Here is a 20,027-nt window from a genome sequence, read left to right as displayed (position 1 = left end):
TAAAGCAGTTCCAGCTTTTGTTGAATCAAAGGGGGTTCCCATGAGGTGAGTTTTCTGATTCATCCTGTTCAGGAGGATCAGTTCATGCCTAACCCGCTTTCCGCCGATATTCGTGCCCGTTTTGAGGTGCTCTTTGCTCAAGGCCTTACGGGCCGCGAGATTGCGCGCCGTCTGATGATTTCGGCGGCCTCCGCCTCGCGTTTGTCTCAAAGGCTCAAACGCGGATTGCGCCTGACACCCGCCGACAACCCGCGCAATACCGGTCATGGGCGGTTGGCTCCGCACCTCGATTTTCTCATCGAGCTGATCCATCAGGACCCGGACATCACGCTCAGGGAATTGCAGGGGGCCTTGGCCGATGCACATGATGTGAGCGCATCAGTCTCTGGTATCGATCAAGCGCTCAGGCGGCTGGGATACTCGTACAAAAAAAGAGCCTCATTGCGGATGAACGCAAGCGCGCAAAGGTAAGACGCGCAAGGGCGGATTGGTTTGCCCATCGTGTTCCGGCGATCAGCGCGATGCCTGAACGCGTTGTCTTTCTTGACGAAACCTCCGTCAAAACGAACCTGACACGCCTCCGGGGGCGCTCCCTGCGCGGGACGAGATTGACGGCATCTGCGCCGTTTGGGTCATGGGGAACCCAGACCTTGATCGCCGGACTGGGGCCATCCGACCTGATCGCGCCATGGGTCATTAAAGGGGCGATGGACGGCCCCGCCTTTGTCGCTTACATCCGCGACGTGCTGATCCCCGAGATCGAACCCGGCACCGCCGTCATCCTCGACAACCTGGCCACGCACCGCAACAAGGAGGCCGAGGCGCTTCTGGGCGAACACGGCTGCTGGTTCCTCTTTCTGCCGCCCTACAGCCCGGACCTGAACCCAATCGAGATGGCCTTCTCGAAACTCAAAGCCCACCTGAGACGCATTGGAGCGCGCTCATTCACAGGGTTGTTCGAAGCCCTCAGTGAAATCTGTGACCTCTACACCCCGCAAGAATGCTGGAACTACTTTTGCGAGGCCGGATATGCTTCTACGTAAACTGGAACTGCTTTAATACCCGTTAAAGAATCGAAATGGGTGCGGAGTGTTCGACGCCACCTTCAGAACCCGCAAAACAATGCCGAATATCTTCCAAATCAGGCGGTCTTGTGCTACCCGGGATCGTGCGGGCCGCTTTTCCCGAAAGGTTGAGTTGATGCTGGTTCAAATCCAGCCCCGCACGTGCCGACCGGGTGCACGGGCCGTCGCGGCTTATTACCTCGATCGTTTCGGACGTTAAGGCCCGCGACCGGTTGGCACATCTCTCCGAGCCGTCCTCGCCCCGCAAACTGTTGCGGGTTATTTCCCGTCCGGTGCTTTTCCTACTTTCTCCGTGAACAGTTTGACAGGAAAAACACCGATGCTCATCAACGCACAAACTCTCGATCTGGTCTTCAAAGGATTTCAGAGCCGATACACGGATGCCTATCTGAAGGCCCCGACGCACCGCGATCAGATTGCGATGACCGTAACCAGCAGCGGGCGCGATGAGACATACGGCTGGCTGGGGTCCTTTCCACAATTGCGGGAATGGATCGGTCCGCGCCATGTGCACAGTCTGAAGGCGCATAGCTTTACGATCACCAATCGCAAGTTCGAAAGCACCGTGGCGGTTCAGCGCGACGATATCTCCGACGACAAGCTGGGCGTTTTCGGGCCTGCCTTTTCCGAGATGGGGCACCTGTCGCGCAACCATCCGGAAGAACTGATTTTCGGGCTGCTTGCGGCGGGCTTTGACACCCCCTGCTATGACGGACAGAGCTTCTTTGACGCCGATCACCCGCAGCAGAACACCGCTGGTGAAGATATCAGCGTCACCAACTTTCAGGCTGGCTCCGGCGATGCCTGGTACCTGCTTGATACCTCGCGCAATCAAGCCGCTGGTCTGGCAGGAACGCGAAAGCTACGAGTTTCAGGCATTGACGTCGCACAATGATGACCACGTCTTCAAAAATGACGAGTACGTCTATGGCATCCGGGCGTGGGTCAACGCGGGGTTCGGCCTGTGGCAACTCGGCTTTGGCAGCAAGGACGCACTGACTCTTGGCAACTACGCGGCTGCTCGCGCGGCCATGATGAATTTCCGCAGCGAGAATGGCCGCATTCTGGGGATCAACCCGACGATGCTGGTGGTGCCACCTTCACTCGAAGACGCGGCCCTGCACATTCTCAATACCGAGAACGGCGAAAGCGGAGCGTCCAACCCGTGGAAGGGCACCGCAGAGCTGATCGTTACCCCGTTTGTGGCGAGCTGATCCGATGCAGACGGTTCTGAGAGCCACGTGTGACCGTGACCTGGGCGGCGCGGCTCCGGATTGGGTGCAGCTCTTTCCGTTGGGCCAGATGGTCGGGCGCGACGGGCGGCGGTTTAACCTGGCAGACCCGCAAATGATCGTGAGTGCCTTTCAGGCCGATGCTGTCGATCTGCCGGTGGACTACGAACACCAGAGCGACACCCAGCCTGAACGGCGCAACGGTCCGGTGCCTGCGGCGGGCTGGATCAAGGAACTGAAGGTGGACGAGACCGGCCTGTGGGGGCGGGTGGAATGGACCGCCCAGGCGCGCGAGCTGATCACCGGCAAGGCGTACCGTTATCTCAGCCCGTCATTCTATCACACCAAGGCGAGCAACATCACCACCCGCCTGAAAGGGGCCGGTCTGGTCCACAAACCCAACCTGCAACTGCACGCGCTGGCGCGACAGGAGGACACCATGAACGACGCCGAAACCCTGCTGCACCGATTGCTTGCAGCCCTTGGCCTTCCGGATGAGACAACCGAGGACCAACTCGTTGCCCTGGTGGAAGCGGTCCGTGGCAAGGCGGAACAGGCCACCGCCGCACAGATGCCTGATCCGGCGCGGTTCGTGCCGATAGAGGCGGTGCAGGAGCTGATGACCAGCCGTCATGCGGGTCACAACGAACGCGCGAAAGACCGCGCTGCTGCCAAGGTCAAGGACGCTCTGGACCGTGGCTTTATCATCCCTGCAATGAAGGACTGGGCAACCGCACTTTGTGTGTAGGATGAAGGCAGCTTTGACAAGTTTGTCGCAACGTCTGCCCCGGCTTATGCCCACCTCTTTGACCAAGTTGTGCCGGGCGGCGCGCCGCCCTCTGCAACCACAAATATCGCGCAATCGGAGGTCGCAGCGTCGATCTGTGCGCAACTCGGTCTGAAGCCCGGAACTCTGGCCGAGTGACGTCTGCGTGGCGGTTTCCATCCGCCGCGTCGCCTGCCCTGCCGGTGGTCCTGGACCGGCTGAGGGGCAGACTCCCGGTCCGCGTTGCCAGCATCGCGCGGGCCGGGACACATGTTGGAATTGCAATTGGTGCAGGCGGCGGGGCCTCCCATCCAGCTTTCGCCGGAAACCCTGCATGGCACTCAGATCGGAAGATCGTGTTACGGCCGCGAGAATATTACCGTGTCACAGCTGCAACGGAAACCTTAACAATGATCGGTTTCGGATTCAACGCAGATGGGTTGCCCTGGCATTGCTACGCTGTACCGCACGGTGGAAATGAGACATGACAGCACCCACAAAGCCCTTCCCGAAACCGCCTGCCGAAGTTGAAACCTATGTCGATATTCTCGGCATGGACTTGGCGATAGAGTTCCTTTTGCGCTTTGGCGGCGCGGAGCTTTACATCCCTGCAAGTCCCAAAGATCGGTCTCGGGTTGCGGCGTTGGTTGGCCGGGAACTGACCGCTGAACTGGCACGATCCGACCACCTGTTGCAGCGCCGGGTGCCATTGGCCACCCAATGGCTAGCCGCCTGCCTGCATGCCCAGGGCAGGGCCATCGCGGAAATCGCCCGCCGTCTGAGAATAACAGACGTCACGGTGCGCAAGCATCTCAGCCGGTACCGCAAGCAGGACAACGCACCATGAGCCAGATCGATGAGATCGAACGCGCCCAGTCGAAGATTCGCGCGACGATTGCGCTGATCAATGAGATCGAGCGTGCCGCCAACGAGGCATTGACTGCCATTGAAAGCGCACTTCAAGGGCCATTCAACGACCTTGCAAACCTGCCTTCAGACCTTCCATCGCAACCCTGTGATCATCGACGCAACCACCGGCCCGGACGTCCGTCCAGGATCGATTCAAATCCGGACCTCCGAGACTTCATTCTAGCGCGCATCGACCGAATGACCTCCACCGCGCTTGCCAAAGACATTGCCTACCACTTTCCACCCGAACAGCGCGTCGGCAAAAGCGTGCTCCACGAGTGGTTCCACAAGAACCGCCCCAAATCCCATCCGAGATAGTCCGAGGTCTGCGAGGCTCTTCCGGTATCAAAACCCACTGTAACCCAATGTCAGCACCAAGTGTTACCACGCACCCGCAGGTTCGGGTTCGCTTTTGGTCCTGCTCACCCACTGACCGACAGGGCCTTCCGAAGGCATGTCCCGACAGGTGGGGGCACCGTGTGGTCCGTGGTCAAAATCGCCAAGCTCCAGTTGGATGACCACCTGGATTACACCGATAAAGGCGCGGAAATCACACTACATACGCGGGTGCGAACATCGCGTCACATTCAGTGGTTCCCAAGGCCTGCCAGTCAGATCGCCGTTCAGGTCGTCTATCAAACCTTGAGGCGATGCTCGTTGGCGGTGATGACGTTAAAAATTGTGTTTATTTTTTTTGTATCTTAATGACCGACATCGGGTTTGATACCGCTTTGTCGGAATATACGCCTCTTCCTGATAAGCCCCCGTTTCAGTGCCGCCTGAAAATCACGCCGTGCCGTGCTTTTGCTGACCCTTAGGTTCTTTCACCGCGCATGTGGGCGATCAGCCGCGTTCGGCAAGCCAGCTGTCGAGGTCGCGTTGGGCGGCTTCCAGGGTTTCGATGTTGATCGTGCGGGTGATCAATGCGCGGTTAAGGGCGCGCACGCGTTTGTTCAGCGTCGGTTCCGTCTCGGCCTCTGACAGCACGCCCAGCTTTTCATAGAGCGACAACAGCCGGTTCTGAACTGTTCGCAGCGACATGCCGCGGCGTTCCGCGATCAGCTTGTCCTGCAATCCAAGCGCGAGGTCGAGAAGGACGTCGAATTCGCTCTCGTCCAGACGGCCGCGCGGCGAGCTGCTGCGTTTCTGCAGGCGGTGAATTTCGCGATCCACCATGATCTGCCCCTCGACCAGCACCGCCCGCAGCGCCAGTTTCAGCCGGGCACGCGATGTGGTCTTGAGCACGTAGCCATAGGCGCTGTCTTCCGGAACGATCTGGGCGATGCCGCGCAGATAGGCGTCGTCGGCATAGTTCGACCAGAACAGGATGCGGCTTTGTGGTCGTTCGGCCCAGATCGTGCGCGCGGCTTCGATGCCGTTGCGGTGCATCATCTGAAGGTCCATCACGATGGCCTCGGTGCCGGTCTGGCGCGCTGCGTCTTCACCCGCCGCGCCATCGGCGGCATGCAGGATCTCGGTGACTTCGGGCAGGGCCTCGGCCAGGGCGTCCTGCAGATAGCTCGCGTGGAACTGGTCATCCTCGACAATCAACGCCTTCACGACCGCTCTCCCAGCGTCACGCGCACGGTGCTTCCGCCATCGCCCAGCAGGTCGAGATCGGCCGAGATCAACCGCGCGCGGGTGCGCATGTGGGCGATGCCGGACATGCGGTTCAGATCGGCGGGAAGACCGCGGCCATCATCCCGGATTTCCAGAACCAGGCCCGATGGTGGCAGCGGCTCGATGCGCACCTCGATATGATCGGCACCGGAATGGCGCGCGGCGTTGTTGATGGCCTCTTGCGCGATGCGGTAGAGGGCGGTGCGCACCGTCGGGTCGAGCCGGTCCGCAGCCCCTTCGGTCGCGTCGGTCACCGTCACCGCGATCGGCTGCGATGCGATGGCGCGTTCCAGGTGCGCACGGATCGCATGCACAAAGCCGAAAAGGTCAAGCAGGGTCGGCACCGCAGTATCGATGATCCGCCGCAGATCGCCAATGACTTCCTTGATGCGATGTTCCATCTGCGCCTGCGAGGGCGGCGTTGCGTCGGCGGTGATCTCGCGCAGCAGCCGGGTGAGATCGGCAAGCGTCTGGTCATGCAGGTCCATGCCGATGCGCTGGCGTTCCTGTTCCAGTGTCTGGGTCAGCAGCAGGGCATCCCGGCGCAGGCCTTCCTCGCGGGCCTGTGCCTCCTGGCGCACCTGCGTGGCACGCTTGGCCTGTTCCGCGATATGCAGCGCGTGGAAATATGGCGACAACACATCCGCCACGTGCTGCGCGCGCCGCACCGTGTCGAGGTCATAGAGACCCACGGTCGAATGCGAGATGTTCAGGGTGCCGATCGGCTGGCCCATCACCTTCATCAGAACATGCACACGCGAACGCATCTGGTGGTTCAGGATCGGTTCGGAACAGGCCCCCCGGTAGGTCTGGCGCGGGTCCTGCATGGCGTCGTGGCAAAGCATGAAATCGCATTTGCCGGTGATCAGGTCGCGGATCGGCGAGGCCTCGACCCGTGTCGAGGTGCGCGACCAGCGGGTCTGGATGCCGACCTCGTAGCTTGAGAGCCAGCCGGGCCGGTCCTTGAGGCAGAGATCCGCATGGGTGAACGGGATGACCTCGGCGATTTCATCGGCCACCGCTTCCAGCGCCGAGGCGATATCTGTGCGTTCGGCCAGATGCGCCGAGATGCGCAGAAACACGTTGTCCCTTGCGGGGGTCTGCACGGCATGGGTCATGATGTCCTCCGGTCGCGCGCCGGTCCTGCGATGCGCGGTGCCGCAATTCTGGCAAGGCCACCGCGAAAAGGAAACACCCTTGCCCGTAATGTCCTTGCGGGAACCCGCAAGATCTCTGCGGGAGGTTGCCTTTACAAGCGCCGGACCGGGCAACATCATCGCCGCACCCGAACCCATCGCGGGCCGGGTTGCGGCGCATGTTGCATGCGCGACAGGGAGGAGAACATGATGAATTCTATGATGCTGCTCAGCGCGGCGGGGCTGGCGCTGATTGCGGGCCTGGCCGAGGCGGATACCTCGGACAAGCGGATTGCGCTGTCCAACAATTACGCTGGTAACTCGTGGCGGCAGGCCATGTTGCAGACCTTTGAAGGCACCGCCAGCCAGGCGGTGGCCGATGGTGTTGTCGCCGCCGCGGATGCCTATACGACCTCCGAGAACCAGGCGACGGAACAGGCGGCGCAGATCCAGAACATGATCCTGCAAGGCTATGACGCCATCGTCCTGAACGCCGCTTCGCCCACGGCGCTGAACGGGGCGGTGAAAGAAGCCTGTGACGCCGGTGTCACCGTGGTCAGCTTTGACGGCATCGTGACCGAACCCTGCGCCTGGCGGATCGCGGTGGATTTCGCGGCGATGGGCCGTGAAGAAGTGGACTACATCGCTTCACGCCTGCCGGATGGCGGCAACCTGCTGGAAATCCGCGGACTGGCCGGCGTGTTCGTCGATGACGAGATTTCCAAGGGCATTCACGAGGGCGTCGCCGCGCATTCGCAATTCGAGATCGTCGGCTCGGTTCATGGCGACTGGGCGCAGGATGTGGCGCAAAAGGCGGTTGCGGGCATCCTGCCGTCGTTGCCTGACATTGTTGGCGTGGTGACGCAGGGCGGCGATGGCTATGGCACCGCGCAGGCCTTCAAGGCGGCGGACCGGCCGACGCCGCTGATCGTGCTGGGCAACCGGCAGGACGAATTGAAATGGTGGGCCGAACAGCGCGATGCCAACGGCTATGAAACCCTGTCGCTGTCGATTGCGCCGGGGGTGGCCTCGCTGGCTTTCTGGGTGGCGCAGCAGGTTCTGGATGGCCAGGACGTGCCCAGGGATCTGACCGTGCCGTTCCTCAAGATCACGCAGGACACGCTGGACGAGTCGCTGGCGAATACGCCGGAAGGCTCGGTCGCCAACGTGACCTATACGCTGGAGGATGCGCAGCGGGTGATAGCCGGCGCCAAGTGAACCGGACACGGGCGGGGCGCATGAGGGTGCGGCCCGCCAACGCTTTCAACACGAAATGGAGCACGCATGTCGGAACATGTGAGCCCCCCGATCGTCGCGCTTGCGGATGCGGCCAAGCACTTTGGCCCGGTGCGCGCGCTGGACGGGGTCAGCCTTGTGGTCAATCCCGGCGATTGCATCGGACTGGTCGGCCATAACGGCGCGGGCAAATCGACGCTGGTGAACCTGATCAACGGGGGTTTTGCCCCGACATCGGGAACCGTCGGCTTTGCCTCGGGCGCGACGGCGCTGGCGGCCGGGGTGCGTTCGGTGTTTCAGGAATTGTCGCTGTGTCCGAACCTGACCGTGGCGGAAAACCTGCGGATTTCGCATGCGGCGCTTTCGGGGCTGAACTGGCGACGCGCGGCGCGGGCCGAGATCGGGCAAAGCCTCGATGCCATCTTTCCCGGACACGGGATCGATGCCGATGCCGAGGTCGATACGCTGTCGATTGCGGAACGCCAGATGGTCGAGATCGCCATCGGTTTTGCACCGCGCGGGGCCGCCGCCCGGCTGGTCATCCTGGACGAACCGACATCCTCGCTGGATGCGGGGATCGCGGATCAGCTGCTGGCGCATGTCAGGGCGTTCTGTGCCGGGGGCGGCGCGGTGATCTTCATTTCCCACATGCTTGGCGAGGTCTTTGACGTGGCCAGCCGGATCGTGGTGCTCAAGGACGGCAAGGTTGTGGCCGAACGTCCGGCGGGCGAATTCACCCGGCAGGGGCTGGTGGACGCGATGGGCCATGTCGCGGCCGAGACCGGCGACATCGCGCAAACCCGCCGTGACTTTGGACCCGAAGTGGTGCGGACCGCGCAGGGCCTGTCTGCCCGCCGGGGCGAGATTGTCGGATTGTCCGGCCTGGCCGGGCATGGGCAGGCCGAGGCGCTGGCGCGGCTCTACCTGACGCAATCTTCGGCCTGGCGCGCCGAGCGGGTGCCCCGCGCGGTGTTTGTTGCCGGTGATCGGCAGCGTGACGGGGTGCTGCCACTGTGGTCGATCCTGCGCAACATCTCGATATCGGTTCTGCGCCAATGCGCGCGGGGCGGGCTGGTGGACCGGCAGGCCGAGGCCGGGATCGCCGATACCTGGAAACGACGTATCGGCATCCGCACCGATGACATGCGCAATCCGATCCTGTCCCTGTCCGGTGGCAACCAGCAAAAGGCGCTGTTTGCCCGCGCGCTGGCCTCGCCCGCGCCGGTGGTCATCATGGACGACCCGATGCGTGGCGTCGACGTGGGCACCAAGCAGGACGTTTATGCGATGATCCGCGCCGAAGCGGCGCAGGGCACGACTTTCCTGTGGTATTCGACCGAGACCGAAGAGGTCTGTCAATGCGACCGGGTCTTTGTGTTCCGCAATGACGAGATCAGCGCCGAACTGACCGGCGCGGACATCACCGAAGAGAACATCCTGCAAGCGTCCTTCGAGATGCAGGAGGCCTCATGAGTTTCCTGTCGCGGCATCGGATCATCCTCCCGGTGGTGTCGCTGGCCGTGCTGCTGGCGGCGACATTCTACATGCAGCCCCGCGCGATGAGCTATTTCGGGCTGAACCTGTTGTTCAACCTCGCGGTGCCGATTGCGCTGGCGACGATTGCCCAGATGTTGATCATCATGGTCAATGACATAGACCTGTCGCTGGGCACCTTCGTCAGCCTCGCGGCCTGTGTCACCGCGACATTCGTCCATGATACACCGTTTCTGGGGCTGGTGATCCTGCTGGGGCTGATCCTCGCCTATGCGCTTCTTGGGGCGGTGATCCATGCGCTGGACCTGCCGGCGATCGTGGTGACGCTGGGCATGTCCTTTGTCTGGGGCGGGCTGGCGCTGTACATCCTGCCATCGCCGGGAGGGAGCAGTCCCGACTGGCTGCGCAGCCTGATGACCGTCAAGCCGCCCCTTGCGCCGATGGCGGTGGTCGCTGCGATCATCATCGCCGCGGTGACACATCTGCTGATCATCCGTTCGGGCATCGGGACGGTGCTGCGCGGTGTGGGCGGCAATGCCCGGTCGGTGGCGCGGGCGGGATGGCCGGTGATCCGGCTCAAGGCGCTGGCCTATGGTCTGGCTGGGCTGTTCGGGGTGCTGGCGGGCATGGCGCTTGTCGGGCTCACCACGTCGGCGGATGCGAATATCGCGCTGCGCTACACGCTGTTGTCCATCGCGGGCGTCATCCTGGGCGGTGGCGAATTCACCGGCGGCAAGGTCAGCCCCACGGGCGCGGTGATCGGCGCGTTGACTCTGACGCTGGCGGCAAGTTTCCTGAGCTTCATGCGCCTGTCGCCGGATTGGCAGATCGGGGCGCAGGGCGCGATCCTGATCCTCGTTCTGACCGCGCGCCTGATCTTCAGCAGAAAGGGAACGGGGGCATGAGCATCCTTGCGAAACCCTGGCTCTGGTCGTGGCTGGCCGCCGTGGCCGCCTTTGTCCTGATCCTCGGGCTGACAGCGGGTCGCGGGGCGGGCGAACTGGCCTATGCGGCGCTGTCCTTCGGGGCCTTTGCGGCCATCGTGGGGCTGGGGCAGATGCTGGTCATCACGCTGGGGCCGGGCAATGTCGACCTGTCGATTCCGGCCACCATGACGCTGGCGGCAACGCTGGCGCTCAAGGTGATGGGCAGCGAACCGGGCATGGCGTTTGCCGGTCTGGTGATTGCCCTTGGGGTCGGGGCCGGGGCTGGGTTGGCGAATTATGCCCTGATCTTCCTGTTGCGCCTGCCGCCGATCATCGCGACGCTGGCGGCATCGCTGATCTACCAGTCGCTGGCGATCTGGTCGAACCGGGGCCTGCGGATCAAGCCGCCCGAGGGGCTGGCAGAGTTTGCCACCGGGCGGTTCCTGGGCCTGCCCAATGTCGCCTGGGTCGGGCTGGGCCTGGCCATCGTTGTCTGGATCATCCTTGAACGCACGGTTGCGGGGCGCTGGCTCTTGGCGACCGGCCAGAACCTGCGCGCGGCGCGCCTTTCCGGGGTGCCGGTCGAACTGGTGCGCGCCTGCACCTATGTTGCGGTGGCCATGTTCGCGGCCCTGGCCGGCTTTCTGCTGGCCAGTTTTTCCGGCGGTGCCGCGCTGAACATGGGGGCGGAATACCTGCTGATGTCGATCGCGGTTGTCGTGATCGGGGGCAGTTCGATCGCGGGTGGCAATTCCAACGTGCCCGGCGTCTGGGGGGCCGCGTTGTTCATGTTTCTCGTGGTCTCGATGCTCAACAGCTATGGCGCGGGGGCGGGGGCGCGCAACGTGCTGACCGGGGCCATCATCATTGCCATCGTCATCGCCGCCAGCACGAGGAGGGCTCGCACATGATCACCATGCCGCCACATCTGGAAATCCACGACGACCGGTTTGCCGCCTTGGTCCACCCGATGTCCACGCTCGACATGATCGCTGACGGGTTTACCTGGACCGAAGGGCCGGTGTGGTTCGGCGATCACGGCTGTTTGCTGTTTTCCGACATTCCGAGCCAGCGACTTCTCCGCTGGTCCGAGACCGGGGGCGTTTCGGTGTTCCGCGCGGGGTCGGGGTTCAACAATGGCAATACCCGCGACCGGCAGGGGCGGCTTGTCGGATGCCGGCACGGGATGCGCGACGTTGTGCGCACCGAACATGACGGATCGCTGACGGTGCTTGCGGATCGCCATGACGGCAAGCCCCTGAACTCGCCCAACGACGTGGTGGTGAGCGCGGACGGGGCGGTGTGGTTCACCGATCCCACCTATGGGCGCATCTCGAATTTCGAAGGTTATCGCGACGCGCCCGAACAGCCGTGCCGCAACGTGTTCCGCCTGTCGCCCGATGGCGATCTGCGCGTGGTGGTCAGCGATTTCACCCAACCCAACGGGCTGTGCTTTTCGCCCGATGAAAGGACGCTCTATATCTCGGAAAGCGGCTCGAGCCATGATGACGCGGTGCCATCGGTGATCCGCCGTTTCACCGTCCAGGGCGACAGGTTGCAGGAACAACCGCCGCTGGCCGAAATCGACACCGGCCTGCCGGACGGGATGCGATGCGACATGCTTGGAAATCTCTGGTCGTCGGCGGCGGATGGCGTGCATTGTTTTGCCCCCGACGGCACCCTGCTGGGCAAGATCCGGGTGCCGCAGGTGGTGTCAAACCTCTGTTTCGGCGGGCCGGACGGTCAGCGCATGTACATCACCGCCACCCGCGCCGTGTACCGGATTTTCGTGGACGTACAGGGGGCAGAGCCCTGGACCCGGCGGCGCGGCTAGAGACATTGGCGGCATCTGCGTTCAGCGCATCCACAACCCCGCCGATTTGATCCGGTTGCGGATCATCTGTTCGCGCCGGGGCAGGGCGTTCCGGTTGAACAGCGCGCGCACCTTTTCGCCGCGCCCCTGATAAACCATGCGCTTGATCGGGTCATGGCCCTTGAGAACCTTCTTGATCCAGTTGGGGGCGGCCACGTCGTGCAATACCTCAAGCACGTGATCGCTTTCGCGCGCGTAAAGCAGCGGAAACATCCGGTAGTGACAGCTGACCGATCCGTCAAGAAGCCCGGTCGGCAACGCATTGCGGCCACCGCCCAGCGAATGAATGACCAGGGGCAGCGCAACCTGGTCCAGCCAGGGATCAAGGCTTTGGCAGATCAGTTCAGGCGGCGGATCATCGCGGATGGCGACGGCGTAATCAAGGAACCGCCGGGCGAATTCACGGGGCCGCGCGCCAAAGAAATAACCCGCGTTGAAATAGAGATAGCGCCGCCAGTGATCGTCCGGGTGCTGGGTGTCGAGGCTGCTCTGGAAGTCCAGCCCGAACTTGTCATAGAGCGATTTCCAGATCCGGCAATAGCCAGGCCCGTAGAGCGTGGGTTGCGGCCATGTTCCTTCGCAGCGCAGCGACGCGCCGGGGCGCGCGAAATCAAAGGGTACCGTGGTGATGTCGCCGGTGATCAGCGTATCGGAATCGAAAAAGACAAACGGGTCGTCGGGGGGCAGCGCGAACAGCGCCTCGATCTTGTTGCCCTGCGGGTAGCTCTGGCCAAAGACCTTCGAATGGAACGGCAGGACGGTGGCCCCAAGCCGCTTGAGCGCATCCAGCACGGCGAGATTGCGGATCGCCGGATCGCTGCTCCAGTTCGGGCCGGCCTGCGGTACGGCCACGAACAGCTTGCCGGTGAAACGCGGCGAACTGCGCCGAAGCGAAGCGGCAAAGAGCAGGGCTTCGTATTGCAACCGGCCCGACTGGCCAATGATCACGATATTGAAGGCTTGGTGCTGTGAGGGTTTCTTTGTCATACTCATCCTTGCCGGTCGCGTGCGGCATCGGTTTTCGGGCGGAGTATAGGCTTCCTGACAGGAGGTCAAAAGCCCGGAACCGCATTCCCGACCGGCCAGGTCGTCAACCAAGGAGGGGTCATGTTCGAGACGATGTTGCTGGTGGTGTCCGTGGGGCTGAATGCGGCGACCACATATACCGAAGCCGGACCGGATACAGGCATGGCCTCCCCGGTTGCGCAGGCGGCGATCGCGATGCCGGTGCCCGAGCCGGAGGAGACGGGCCTGCCCGAGCCCGACACGGCCCCAAGCGCCAAGACAGCACCCGCCGTGGCACCGGTCATCGAGGCCGAACCGGTGGCGCAACGGGTGGCGGAACCGCAGGTCGCGACGGGCAAGTTCACCACCGCGCTCGAAGTCAAACCGATCCTCAATGCGACGCGCGGCAACTGGATCACGTTGCGAGAGTACCAGGGTCAGGACCTGGTTTACGTCACCCATCTCTGGGCCTGGCGCTGTGGGCTTCTGGAGATCCGCATCGGCATCAACGGCAACACGCCGGAAATATGGCCCATGCCCGAGTGTCACATGGACCAACCGACCCCCGGTGCGATCCTGGACACGGACGGGTTGCCCTATCGCGGCTATGGTCTCGGTTCGGTGGCCCTGATCGAGGTGCAACTGACCTATGATGATCTCACCACGGCGGGAGCGAAATACAATCGCGACGGCCGGCTGGTGCAATGACCGGCGAGTCCTGACGCGCGCCAAGGAGCGGTCGCCGCCGCACCGGGGCGGGCAGTTTGCTATTGCCCCGCCGCCTGATCCGGCCATTGTGTCGTTGATCATGGGGCGCGGGGCAACGGGGACGGATGACATGGCGGCAACATCAAACAAGGCGGCAATCGGGGGCAGGGCACATGGCTGATCGCGTTTCACGTATCGAAGGATTGCGCAGCATGAACCCGGCGGATCGGCGCGCCGCCATTGCCCGCGCGGGGCATCTGACCGATGCGGATCAGGCGGCGCTGGCCGGTTCCGATGTCCTGCCGCTCGCTCTGGCGGATGGGATGATCGAGAACGTCATCGGCAAATACGAGCTTCCCCTTGGAATCGCGACGAATTTCACGGTGAACGGCCGGGATTACCTGGTGCCCATGGTGACCGAAGAGCCATCGGTTGTGGCTGCCGCGTCTTACATGGCGCGGATCGCGCGCGGCTGCGGCGGGTTCCTGACATCTTCGGATGCGCCGGTCATGCGGGCACAGATCCAGGTGCTGCGCCCGGATGATCCGCACGGGGCCCGGCAACGGCTGCTGTCGGCGCGCGATGAGTTGATCGAAATGGCGAACCGGCGCGACCGGGTGCTGATCGAACTGGGCGGTGGCTGCAAGGATATCGAGGTCCAGGTATTTGATGACACGCCGGTCGGGCCGATGGTGGTGCTGCATCTCATGGTGGATGTGCGCGATGCCATGGGGGCCAATACCGTCAATTCGATGGCGGAAACGCTGGCCCCTCGCGTCGCCGAGATCGCGCGGGGAGAGGTGCGGCTGCGCATCCTGTCGAACCTTGCCGATCGCCGGCTGGTGCGCGCGCGGGTCGAGATCACGCCACAGGCGCTTGAAATGCCGGGCTTTGCCGGTGCCGACGTGGCGCAGGGCATTGTCGAGGCCTGTACCCTCGCGATCATCGATCCCTACCGGGCAGTGACCCACAACAAAGGCATCATGAACGGCATCGATTCGGTTGTCGTCGCAACCGGCAATGACTGGCGCGCCATCGAAGCGGGGGCCCATGCCTATGCGGCGCGTGACGGGCGCTATTGCAGCCTGTCGCGATGGGAACGCGCAGCCGGGGGCGCATTGGTCGGAACGCTGGAAATGCCGATGGCGCTCGGGCTGGTGGGGGGCGCGACCAAGACCCACCCGGCGGCACAGGCGGCGCTCCGGTTGCTTGGTGTCAGCAGCGCGCAGGAGCTTGCCGAGGTGACGGCGGCGGTGGGACTGGCGCAGAACATGGCCGCCCTGCGCGCATTGGCGACCGAGGGTATCCAGAAGGGGCACATGACGCTGCATGCCCGCAACATCGCGATCCTGGCCGGGGCGCAGGGCGGCGAGGTTGAACAGGTGGCGCGGGCAATCGCGGCGGCGGGGGAAGTTTCGGTGCAACGGGCATCCGAAGAATTGGCGGCGCTGCGTGGCTGATCCGCGAGGGCGGCGAATCGCCGGGACAGGATGGCGACCAATTTCGACGATCTGACCGGATTGGTTGGCATATGGAAACGAATAGCCGAACCAGCGCACGGCTCATGAAATTGCGGCCGGCATCGTCGAGCCGGTTGAGGGGCCGGATGGGCGTCGTCTCCTATATTGCCGGTAGGTATTTGAAAATAATTCAAATTTAATCGATGTCGCCGTCATCCAAAACAATACACGCCAGACCGCAATCCTCGGGGAAACACCTGTATGTAGTTTTTGGATAGCCCATCACACCCATAGGTGGTTTTGGTCGCCGGACGCGTGGCGGGCGCGATGATCGCGGCCTTTGAAGGGCGACAAGCGGCTCGGTATCAATGTCATGTACGAGTTCACTTTGGTTGATCGGACCCACGGGGGCGGGTTCGGTGGGGCAGTTGTGAGTGGGAATGGGTGCAAGTTGTCCGGGCGGCATGTCCTAGGCCATGACCCGAATTCTGGGGATGAGGCTATGACAGGTCGTCTGGACCGCCTGACCGGCGCAGCGCAGGAAACCAACCGCGTTCAATCCATGCAGGATATGCTGGTCTCGACGCCCACGGGTGCATGCATGGCGGCAGAGCTCATGCCCGGCAGCCGGGTGATCACCCGCGATTGCGGCGTACAAAATCTGCACCGGATCGCACGGCGTGTGCTGTCGGCGGACGAGATCGACAGCGCGCCGCAATTGGCACCGATCCACATCGTCGCCGGCGCCCTGGGTGCGGGTTTGCCCGAACGGGATATGGTCCTCAGCCCCCTGACGCGGGTGCTGGTCAAGCGCGATCACACGGCGCTCTATTTCGAAGACGACACCCTGCTGGTTCCTGCGCGCAATCTTGTTGGCCTGCCGGGGATCGGCCAGGCGGCACGGGCGGGGGTGACCTACCTGCATCTCGGGTTCGAGCAGCACGAGGTCATCCGCGCCAACGGGATATGGATCGAGTGTTTTCAACCGGATGATCCCCATGTTTACGGGGTCGGCGCGGAACAGCGTGAAGAGCTGTTTTACCTGTTTCCCGATCTGGCGGATACCGGATCGCGGGCACCGGACATGCCGATGGTCATCTGACGGAGCGCCGGATCTCAGGTCTCGCCCCGCGCCGCGCGCCAATTGGCCCAGTCTTCGGGCGTGTCGAGATCGAGCCGGGCGCGGTATCCGGGCAGGGGAACATGGGCAACCCGCTGGCCTGCGGCCTTCACCACCTCGTGCCCGCCGCCATCTCCGGTCAGCGATTTGAAACGATCAAAGAGCCGCGCCGAAAACACGATCGGATGCCCGGGTTGCCCGTCCTGCGTTGTGCCGCGCCAGATCAGGGTGTCGCTGTCCGGATCATGGGCCACGGCCACCCGCGCGAGATCATCCGCTGTCAACTCGGGCAGATCACATAACAGCAGCATCGCCGCCTTTGCCGTGGCGGGCAGCGCCGCGAACCCGCTGCGCAGCGACGCGTTCATCCCTTCCGAGGCGTCGGCGACCGGCAGCGGCACAACCCGCGCGCCATGCAGGGCGTCATACCGGGGATGCGGTTGCGGGGGCAGGGCGACAATCACCGGTCCATGGGTGATTGCGCACGCGATATCGGCCTGCCGTCGGATCAGCGGCTTGCCCTCGACCACCTGCAACAGCTTGTCGGCCCCGCGCATCCGCGAGGATTTTCCGGCGGCGAGCAACAGGATCGGCATATCGGTGACAGGGCGGTTCATGCGGTCACTTTAGCCCCGCCAGCGGTTGGCGCAATCACCCGCGCAGCCGCGCACCATCCGGATCGAACAGCGGTGTGGTGATCAGCGTCGCGGGCCGCATCTGTCCAAGGATTTCGATCTCCACGGCCAGCCCCTCGGCAATGCGTTCGGTCGGCAGAAAGCCAAGGGCAATGGATTTTTGCGCATGGTGCGAATAGCCCCCCGAGGTACAGTAACCCTGGACCCGGCCATCCAGCCAGATCGGCTCATAGCCCTGCACATCGGCGTCCTCCGCCGCAACCTCGAACGCCGCCAACTTGCGGGCGGTGCCCGTGTCGCGCTCGGCCTCGGCGGCGGCACGCCCGATGAAATCGGCGTCTTTGCGAAACGATACAAAGCGATCCAGCCCGGTCTCCGCCGCCGTGTAGTCCGGGGAAAACTCGGACAGCCAACTGCCAAAGAACCGGTCCAGGCGCAGCGACATCATTGCGCGCATGCCAAACGGGATCATGTCATGCGCCTGTCCGGCCTGCCAAAGGGTGTTCCAGAGATGTCTTTGTGCCATCGCGTCGCAATAGATTTCATATCCCAGATCGCCGGTATAGCTCAGCCGCTGCACGATACAGTCGGTCATGCCGAGGGTCATGCGACGCACATCCAGAAAACGCATCCCCGTGACATCCGCCCGCGTACAGGCATCCAGAACCGCGCGCGACTTTGGGCCTGCAATCTGGAAACCGGTTCGATTGTCACTTATATTTTCGACGGTTACGCCATCTTGTTTATGTTTCCTGAACCAGCGGAGGTGATAGGCTTGACTGCCATAGGACGCGGTCAGCTGGAATTCGCTATCCGACAGGCAAGAGATCGTGAAATCCCCGATCAGCCGTCCCTTGGGGGACAGCATCGGGGTCAGGCCGACCCGCCCCGGATCGGGCACCCGGCCCGCCATGACGTGATCCAGCCAGTCGCGCGCCCGGGGTCCGGTGACACGATATTTGCCGAAATTCTGCACCTCGTTGATGCCGACCCCCGCGCGCACGCCACGCACCTCGCGGCCGGTTGCGGCAAAGGCATCCGAGCGGCGGAAGGATGGTGTTTCATATGCGGGTTCGTCGTCGCGGGCAAAATAATTCGCAACCTCGAGCCCGTATTGCTGACCCCAGACCGCGCCCATGCCGCAGAAAATATCATACATCGGCGTGGTGCGATTGGGGCGCGCGGCGGGCAGTTCTTCGTTCGGATAGGCGACGCTAAAGCGTTTCTGATAGTTCTCTGTCACCTTGGGCAGCGTATAGCCGGGGCTGATCCAGTCGCCAAACCGGGCCACGTCCATCGCGAACACGTCACGCTCGGGCTCGCCCTCGATCATCCATTGCGCGAGAGTCAGGCCAACTCCGCCGCCCTGGCTGAACCCGGCCATGACACCACAGGCCGACCAGTAATTGCGCAGCCCCGGCACCGGGCCGACCAGCGGATTGCCGTCAGGGGCAAAGGTGAAAGGGCCATGAATGACCGATTTGACCCCGGCGGATGCCAGCACGGGAAAGCGTTTATAGGCGAATTCGATGCTGTGTTCGATCTTGTCGAAATCATCCGGCAGCAATTCATGTCCAAAGCTCCAGGGCGTGCCATCCACGGCCCAGGGCCGACAGGTCTGTTCGTAAAACCCGATGCACAGCCCGCGGCCTTCCTGGCGCAGGTAACTTTCGCCCGCCGGATCCATGACATGCGGATGCTCGGCGGCGCGCTCATAGATGTCCGGAATGTCGTCGGTGACGATATACTGGTGCTCCATCGGATGAAGCGGGAAATAGACGCCCGCCATGGCGCCCACCTCGCGCGCCCACAGGCCACCGGCATTGACCACATGTTCCGCGTGGATGGTGCCTTTGTCGGTCACGATGTCCCATGTCCCATCGGCCCGCTGATTGGTTTCGCGCACCATGCAGTGGGTCTCGATCGTCGCACCACCCATACGCGCCGCCCTGGCATAGGCATGGGTGGTGCCCGAAGGGTCCAGATGCCCGTCCAGCGGATCGTAAAGCGCCCCGATGATGCCGTCGAGATTGGTGATCGGCGCGATTTTGGCAATCTCTTCGGGGCCGACAATCTCGGTCTCAAGCCCCATGAACCGGTGTTTGGCGCGCTCGGCCAACAGCATGTCGAACCGGTCACGATTGTCCGCCAGCGTGATGCCGCCCACGTGGTGCAGCCCACAGGACATGCCGGTGATCTCTTCCAGCTCCTTGTAGAGCCGGATCGTATAGCCCTGCAGCGCCGCCATGTTGGTATCGCCGTTCAGCGTATGAAACCCGCCCGCCGCGTGCCAGGTCGAGCCGCTGGTCAATTCGCTGCGCTCGATCAGCATGACATCGGGCCAACCCAGCTTGGTCAGGTGATACAGCACCGAACAGCCGACAACCCCGCCCCCGATAACGGCAACACGCGTGGTGGTTTTCATGATCGGCCCTCCGGTTCTGTGCTGCCCCGAGGATCGGTGCGTAAACGGCAAACGGCTGGTCCAATTGCGACAGATCACGACGTTTTTGCCGCGCGCCCGCCGGATCATCGCAGCCGCGAGTCGCGGCGGTTTCACAACACCCGCGTTCCTGTCCCAGGAAATTCAGAACCATTTCGATTTTTCGCGCTCACCCTTCGCGAAATTGGGGCCGCCATGCCGATTGCACCCAAGGGTGCGCCGCAAGGCAGGAAACGGCTCGCCAAAACGCGCGGCGAATTGCCCAAGCTGATCACGGCCAGAACGTCCGGGATGGTCCAAATATCTGGGACACGTGGAAAACAACGCCGTGCATTGGATGCCGGCCCAACAATCCGGCCTCTTCATCTTTGGTAAAATA

At 63.0% G+C, this 20,027-nt stretch carries 17 protein-coding genes and 1 pseudogene; 13 read left to right on the top strand and 5 right to left on the bottom strand.

Annotated features, from left to right (window positions below; translation table 11 throughout):
• The first annotated feature begins 84 nt into the window (after positions 1-84).
• The 5 genes and pseudogenes from ACP15R_RS13155 (at position 85) to ACP15R_RS13135 (ending at position 4,310) form a co-directional block, all read left to right on the top strand.
• Positions 85-1,043, top strand: a protein-coding gene (locus ACP15R_RS13155; RefSeq protein ID WP_424985805.1) for an IS630 family transposase whose coding sequence is annotated in 2 segments (ribosomal slippage) — positions 85-426 and positions 429-1,043 — 957 coding nt in all. Because the reading frame shifts where the segments join, the coding sequence is not laid out codon by codon here.
• A 361-nt stretch (positions 1,044-1,404) separates the two neighbouring features.
• Positions 1,405-2,299 (top strand): annotated as a pseudogene (locus tag ACP15R_RS13150) (Mu-like prophage major head subunit gpT family protein).
• Positions 2,300-2,303: 4 nt separating this feature from the next.
• A complete protein-coding gene (locus ACP15R_RS13145) occupies positions 2,304-3,065 on the top strand; it encodes a phage protease (RefSeq protein ID WP_424986872.1) in 762 nt (253 codons plus the stop codon).
• Between the two features lie 502 nt (positions 3,066-3,567).
• Positions 3,568-3,930, top strand: coding sequence for a hypothetical protein (locus tag ACP15R_RS13140; RefSeq protein ID WP_424986871.1), 363 nt, complete (start codon positions 3,568-3,570; stop codon positions 3,928-3,930).
• Entirely contained in the window at positions 3,927-4,310 is a 384-nt protein-coding gene (locus tag ACP15R_RS13135) for a hypothetical protein (RefSeq protein WP_424986870.1), read from the top strand. Before ACP15R_RS13140 ends, ACP15R_RS13135 begins: the two co-directional genes overlap by 4 nt.
• 525 nt (positions 4,311-4,835) lie before the next feature.
• Here the strand turns inward: ACP15R_RS13135 and ACP15R_RS13130 are convergent.
• Both ACP15R_RS13130 and ACP15R_RS13125 read right to left on the bottom strand, forming a co-directional pair.
• The gene (locus ACP15R_RS13130) at positions 4,836-5,552 is read right to left on the bottom strand and encodes a response regulator (protein WP_424986869.1); all 717 of its coding nucleotides are present in this window, start codon (positions 5,550-5,552) and stop codon (positions 4,836-4,838) included.
• Positions 5,549-6,730 (bottom strand): sensor histidine kinase, encoded by a 1,182-nt coding sequence (locus tag ACP15R_RS13125; RefSeq protein WP_424986868.1) that lies wholly within the window; start codon positions 6,728-6,730, stop codon positions 5,549-5,551. The genes ACP15R_RS13130 and ACP15R_RS13125 overlap by 4 nt, the downstream gene beginning before the upstream one ends.
• A 225-nt stretch (positions 6,731-6,955) precedes the next feature.
• Between ACP15R_RS13125 and ACP15R_RS13120 the strand changes: the two genes are divergently transcribed.
• From ACP15R_RS13120 to ACP15R_RS13100, 5 genes are all read left to right on the top strand, one after another.
• Entirely contained in the window at positions 6,956-7,966 is a 1,011-nt protein-coding gene (locus ACP15R_RS13120; RefSeq protein WP_424986867.1) for an ABC transporter substrate-binding protein, read from the top strand.
• Positions 7,967-8,032: 66 nt separating this feature from the next.
• On the top strand, positions 8,033-9,457 hold the full coding sequence (locus ACP15R_RS13115; RefSeq protein WP_424986866.1) for a sugar ABC transporter ATP-binding protein: 1,425 nt from the start codon (positions 8,033-8,035) through the stop codon (positions 9,455-9,457).
• The gene (locus ACP15R_RS13110; RefSeq protein WP_424986865.1) at positions 9,454-10,383 is read left to right on the top strand and encodes an ABC transporter permease; all 930 of its coding nucleotides are present in this window, start codon (positions 9,454-9,456) and stop codon (positions 10,381-10,383) included. The genes ACP15R_RS13115 and ACP15R_RS13110 overlap by 4 nt, the downstream gene beginning before the upstream one ends.
• The gene (locus tag ACP15R_RS13105; protein WP_424986864.1) at positions 10,380-11,315 is read left to right on the top strand and encodes an ABC transporter permease; all 936 of its coding nucleotides are present in this window, start codon (positions 10,380-10,382) and stop codon (positions 11,313-11,315) included. The genes ACP15R_RS13110 and ACP15R_RS13105 overlap by 4 nt, the downstream gene beginning before the upstream one ends.
• Complete coding sequence (locus ACP15R_RS13100) at positions 11,312-12,238, top strand: SMP-30/gluconolactonase/LRE family protein (protein WP_424986863.1); 927 nt, start codon at positions 11,312-11,314, stop codon at positions 12,236-12,238. The genes ACP15R_RS13105 and ACP15R_RS13100 overlap by 4 nt, the downstream gene beginning before the upstream one ends.
• A gap of 21 nt (positions 12,239-12,259) precedes the next feature.
• On the opposite strand, the gene ACP15R_RS13095 is transcribed toward ACP15R_RS13100, so the two are convergent.
• The gene (locus tag ACP15R_RS13095) at positions 12,260-13,264 is read right to left on the bottom strand and encodes a hypothetical protein (protein WP_424986862.1); all 1,005 of its coding nucleotides are present in this window, start codon (positions 13,262-13,264) and stop codon (positions 12,260-12,262) included.
• 120 nt (positions 13,265-13,384) lie between these two features.
• Here ACP15R_RS13095 and ACP15R_RS13090 point away from each other — a divergent pair, with 120 nt between their 5' ends.
• The 3 genes from ACP15R_RS13090 (at position 13,385) to ACP15R_RS13080 (ending at position 16,552) form a co-directional block, all read left to right on the top strand.
• Positions 13,385-13,990 carry a hypothetical protein gene (locus ACP15R_RS13090; protein WP_424986861.1) on the top strand — a complete coding sequence of 202 codons (606 nt, stop codon included), beginning with the start codon at positions 13,385-13,387 and terminating at the stop codon, positions 13,988-13,990.
• A 173-nt stretch (positions 13,991-14,163) separates the two neighbouring features.
• On the top strand, positions 14,164-15,450 hold the full coding sequence (locus ACP15R_RS13085; RefSeq protein ID WP_424986860.1) for a hydroxymethylglutaryl-CoA reductase, degradative: 1,287 nt from the start codon (positions 14,164-14,166) through the stop codon (positions 15,448-15,450).
• Positions 15,451-15,952: 502 nt separating this feature from the next.
• A complete protein-coding gene (locus ACP15R_RS13080) occupies positions 15,953-16,552 on the top strand; it encodes a Hint domain-containing protein (RefSeq protein WP_424986859.1) in 600 nt (199 codons plus the stop codon).
• Positions 16,553-16,566: 14 nt separating this feature from the next.
• Here the strand turns inward: ACP15R_RS13080 and ACP15R_RS13075 are convergent, their stop codons facing one another.
• Both ACP15R_RS13075 and ACP15R_RS13070 read right to left on the bottom strand, forming a co-directional pair.
• A complete protein-coding gene (locus ACP15R_RS13075; RefSeq protein ID WP_424986858.1) occupies positions 16,567-17,187 on the bottom strand; it encodes a nucleotidyltransferase family protein in 621 nt (206 codons plus the stop codon).
• A gap of 34 nt (positions 17,188-17,221) precedes the next feature.
• Entirely contained in the window at positions 17,222-19,630 is a 2,409-nt protein-coding gene (locus tag ACP15R_RS13070) for a GcvT family protein (protein WP_424986857.1), read from the bottom strand.
• Between the last annotated feature and the right edge of the window lie 397 nt (positions 19,631-20,027).

Source organism: Microbulbifer sp. S227A (genome assembly GCF_049800935.1).
This window is presented reverse-complemented; position numbering and strand designations above follow the sequence as displayed.

Coding starts and splice junctions, on each gene's coding strand:
- ACP15R_RS13145 (WP_424986872.1), top strand. CDS start 2,304: ATGCAGACGGTTCTGAGAGCCACGTGTGACCGTGACCTGGGCGGCGCG.
- ACP15R_RS13140 (WP_424986871.1), top strand. CDS start 3,568: ATGACAGCACCCACAAAGCCCTTCCCGAAACCGCCTGCCGAAGTTGAA.
- ACP15R_RS13135 (WP_424986870.1), top strand. CDS start 3,927: ATGAGCCAGATCGATGAGATCGAACGCGCCCAGTCGAAGATTCGCGCG.
- ACP15R_RS13125 (WP_424986868.1), bottom strand. CDS start 6,730: ATGACCCATGCCGTGCAGACCCCCGCAAGGGACAACGTGTTTCTGCGC.
- ACP15R_RS13120 (WP_424986867.1), top strand. CDS start 6,956: ATGATGAATTCTATGATGCTGCTCAGCGCGGCGGGGCTGGCGCTGATT.
- ACP15R_RS13115 (WP_424986866.1), top strand. CDS start 8,033: ATGTCGGAACATGTGAGCCCCCCGATCGTCGCGCTTGCGGATGCGGCC.
- ACP15R_RS13110 (WP_424986865.1), top strand. CDS start 9,454: ATGAGTTTCCTGTCGCGGCATCGGATCATCCTCCCGGTGGTGTCGCTG.
- ACP15R_RS13105 (WP_424986864.1), top strand. CDS start 10,380: ATGAGCATCCTTGCGAAACCCTGGCTCTGGTCGTGGCTGGCCGCCGTG.
- ACP15R_RS13100 (WP_424986863.1), top strand. CDS start 11,312: ATGATCACCATGCCGCCACATCTGGAAATCCACGACGACCGGTTTGCC.
- ACP15R_RS13095 (WP_424986862.1), bottom strand. CDS start 13,264: ATGACAAAGAAACCCTCACAGCACCAAGCCTTCAATATCGTGATCATT.
- ACP15R_RS13090 (WP_424986861.1), top strand. CDS start 13,385: ATGTTCGAGACGATGTTGCTGGTGGTGTCCGTGGGGCTGAATGCGGCG.
- ACP15R_RS13085 (WP_424986860.1), top strand. CDS start 14,164: ATGGCTGATCGCGTTTCACGTATCGAAGGATTGCGCAGCATGAACCCG.
- ACP15R_RS13080 (WP_424986859.1), top strand. CDS start 15,953: ATGACAGGTCGTCTGGACCGCCTGACCGGCGCAGCGCAGGAAACCAAC.
- ACP15R_RS13075 (WP_424986858.1), bottom strand. CDS start 17,187: ATGAACCGCCCTGTCACCGATATGCCGATCCTGTTGCTCGCCGCCGGA.
- ACP15R_RS13070 (WP_424986857.1), bottom strand. CDS start 19,630: ATGAAAACCACCACGCGTGTTGCCGTTATCGGGGGCGGGGTTGTCGGC.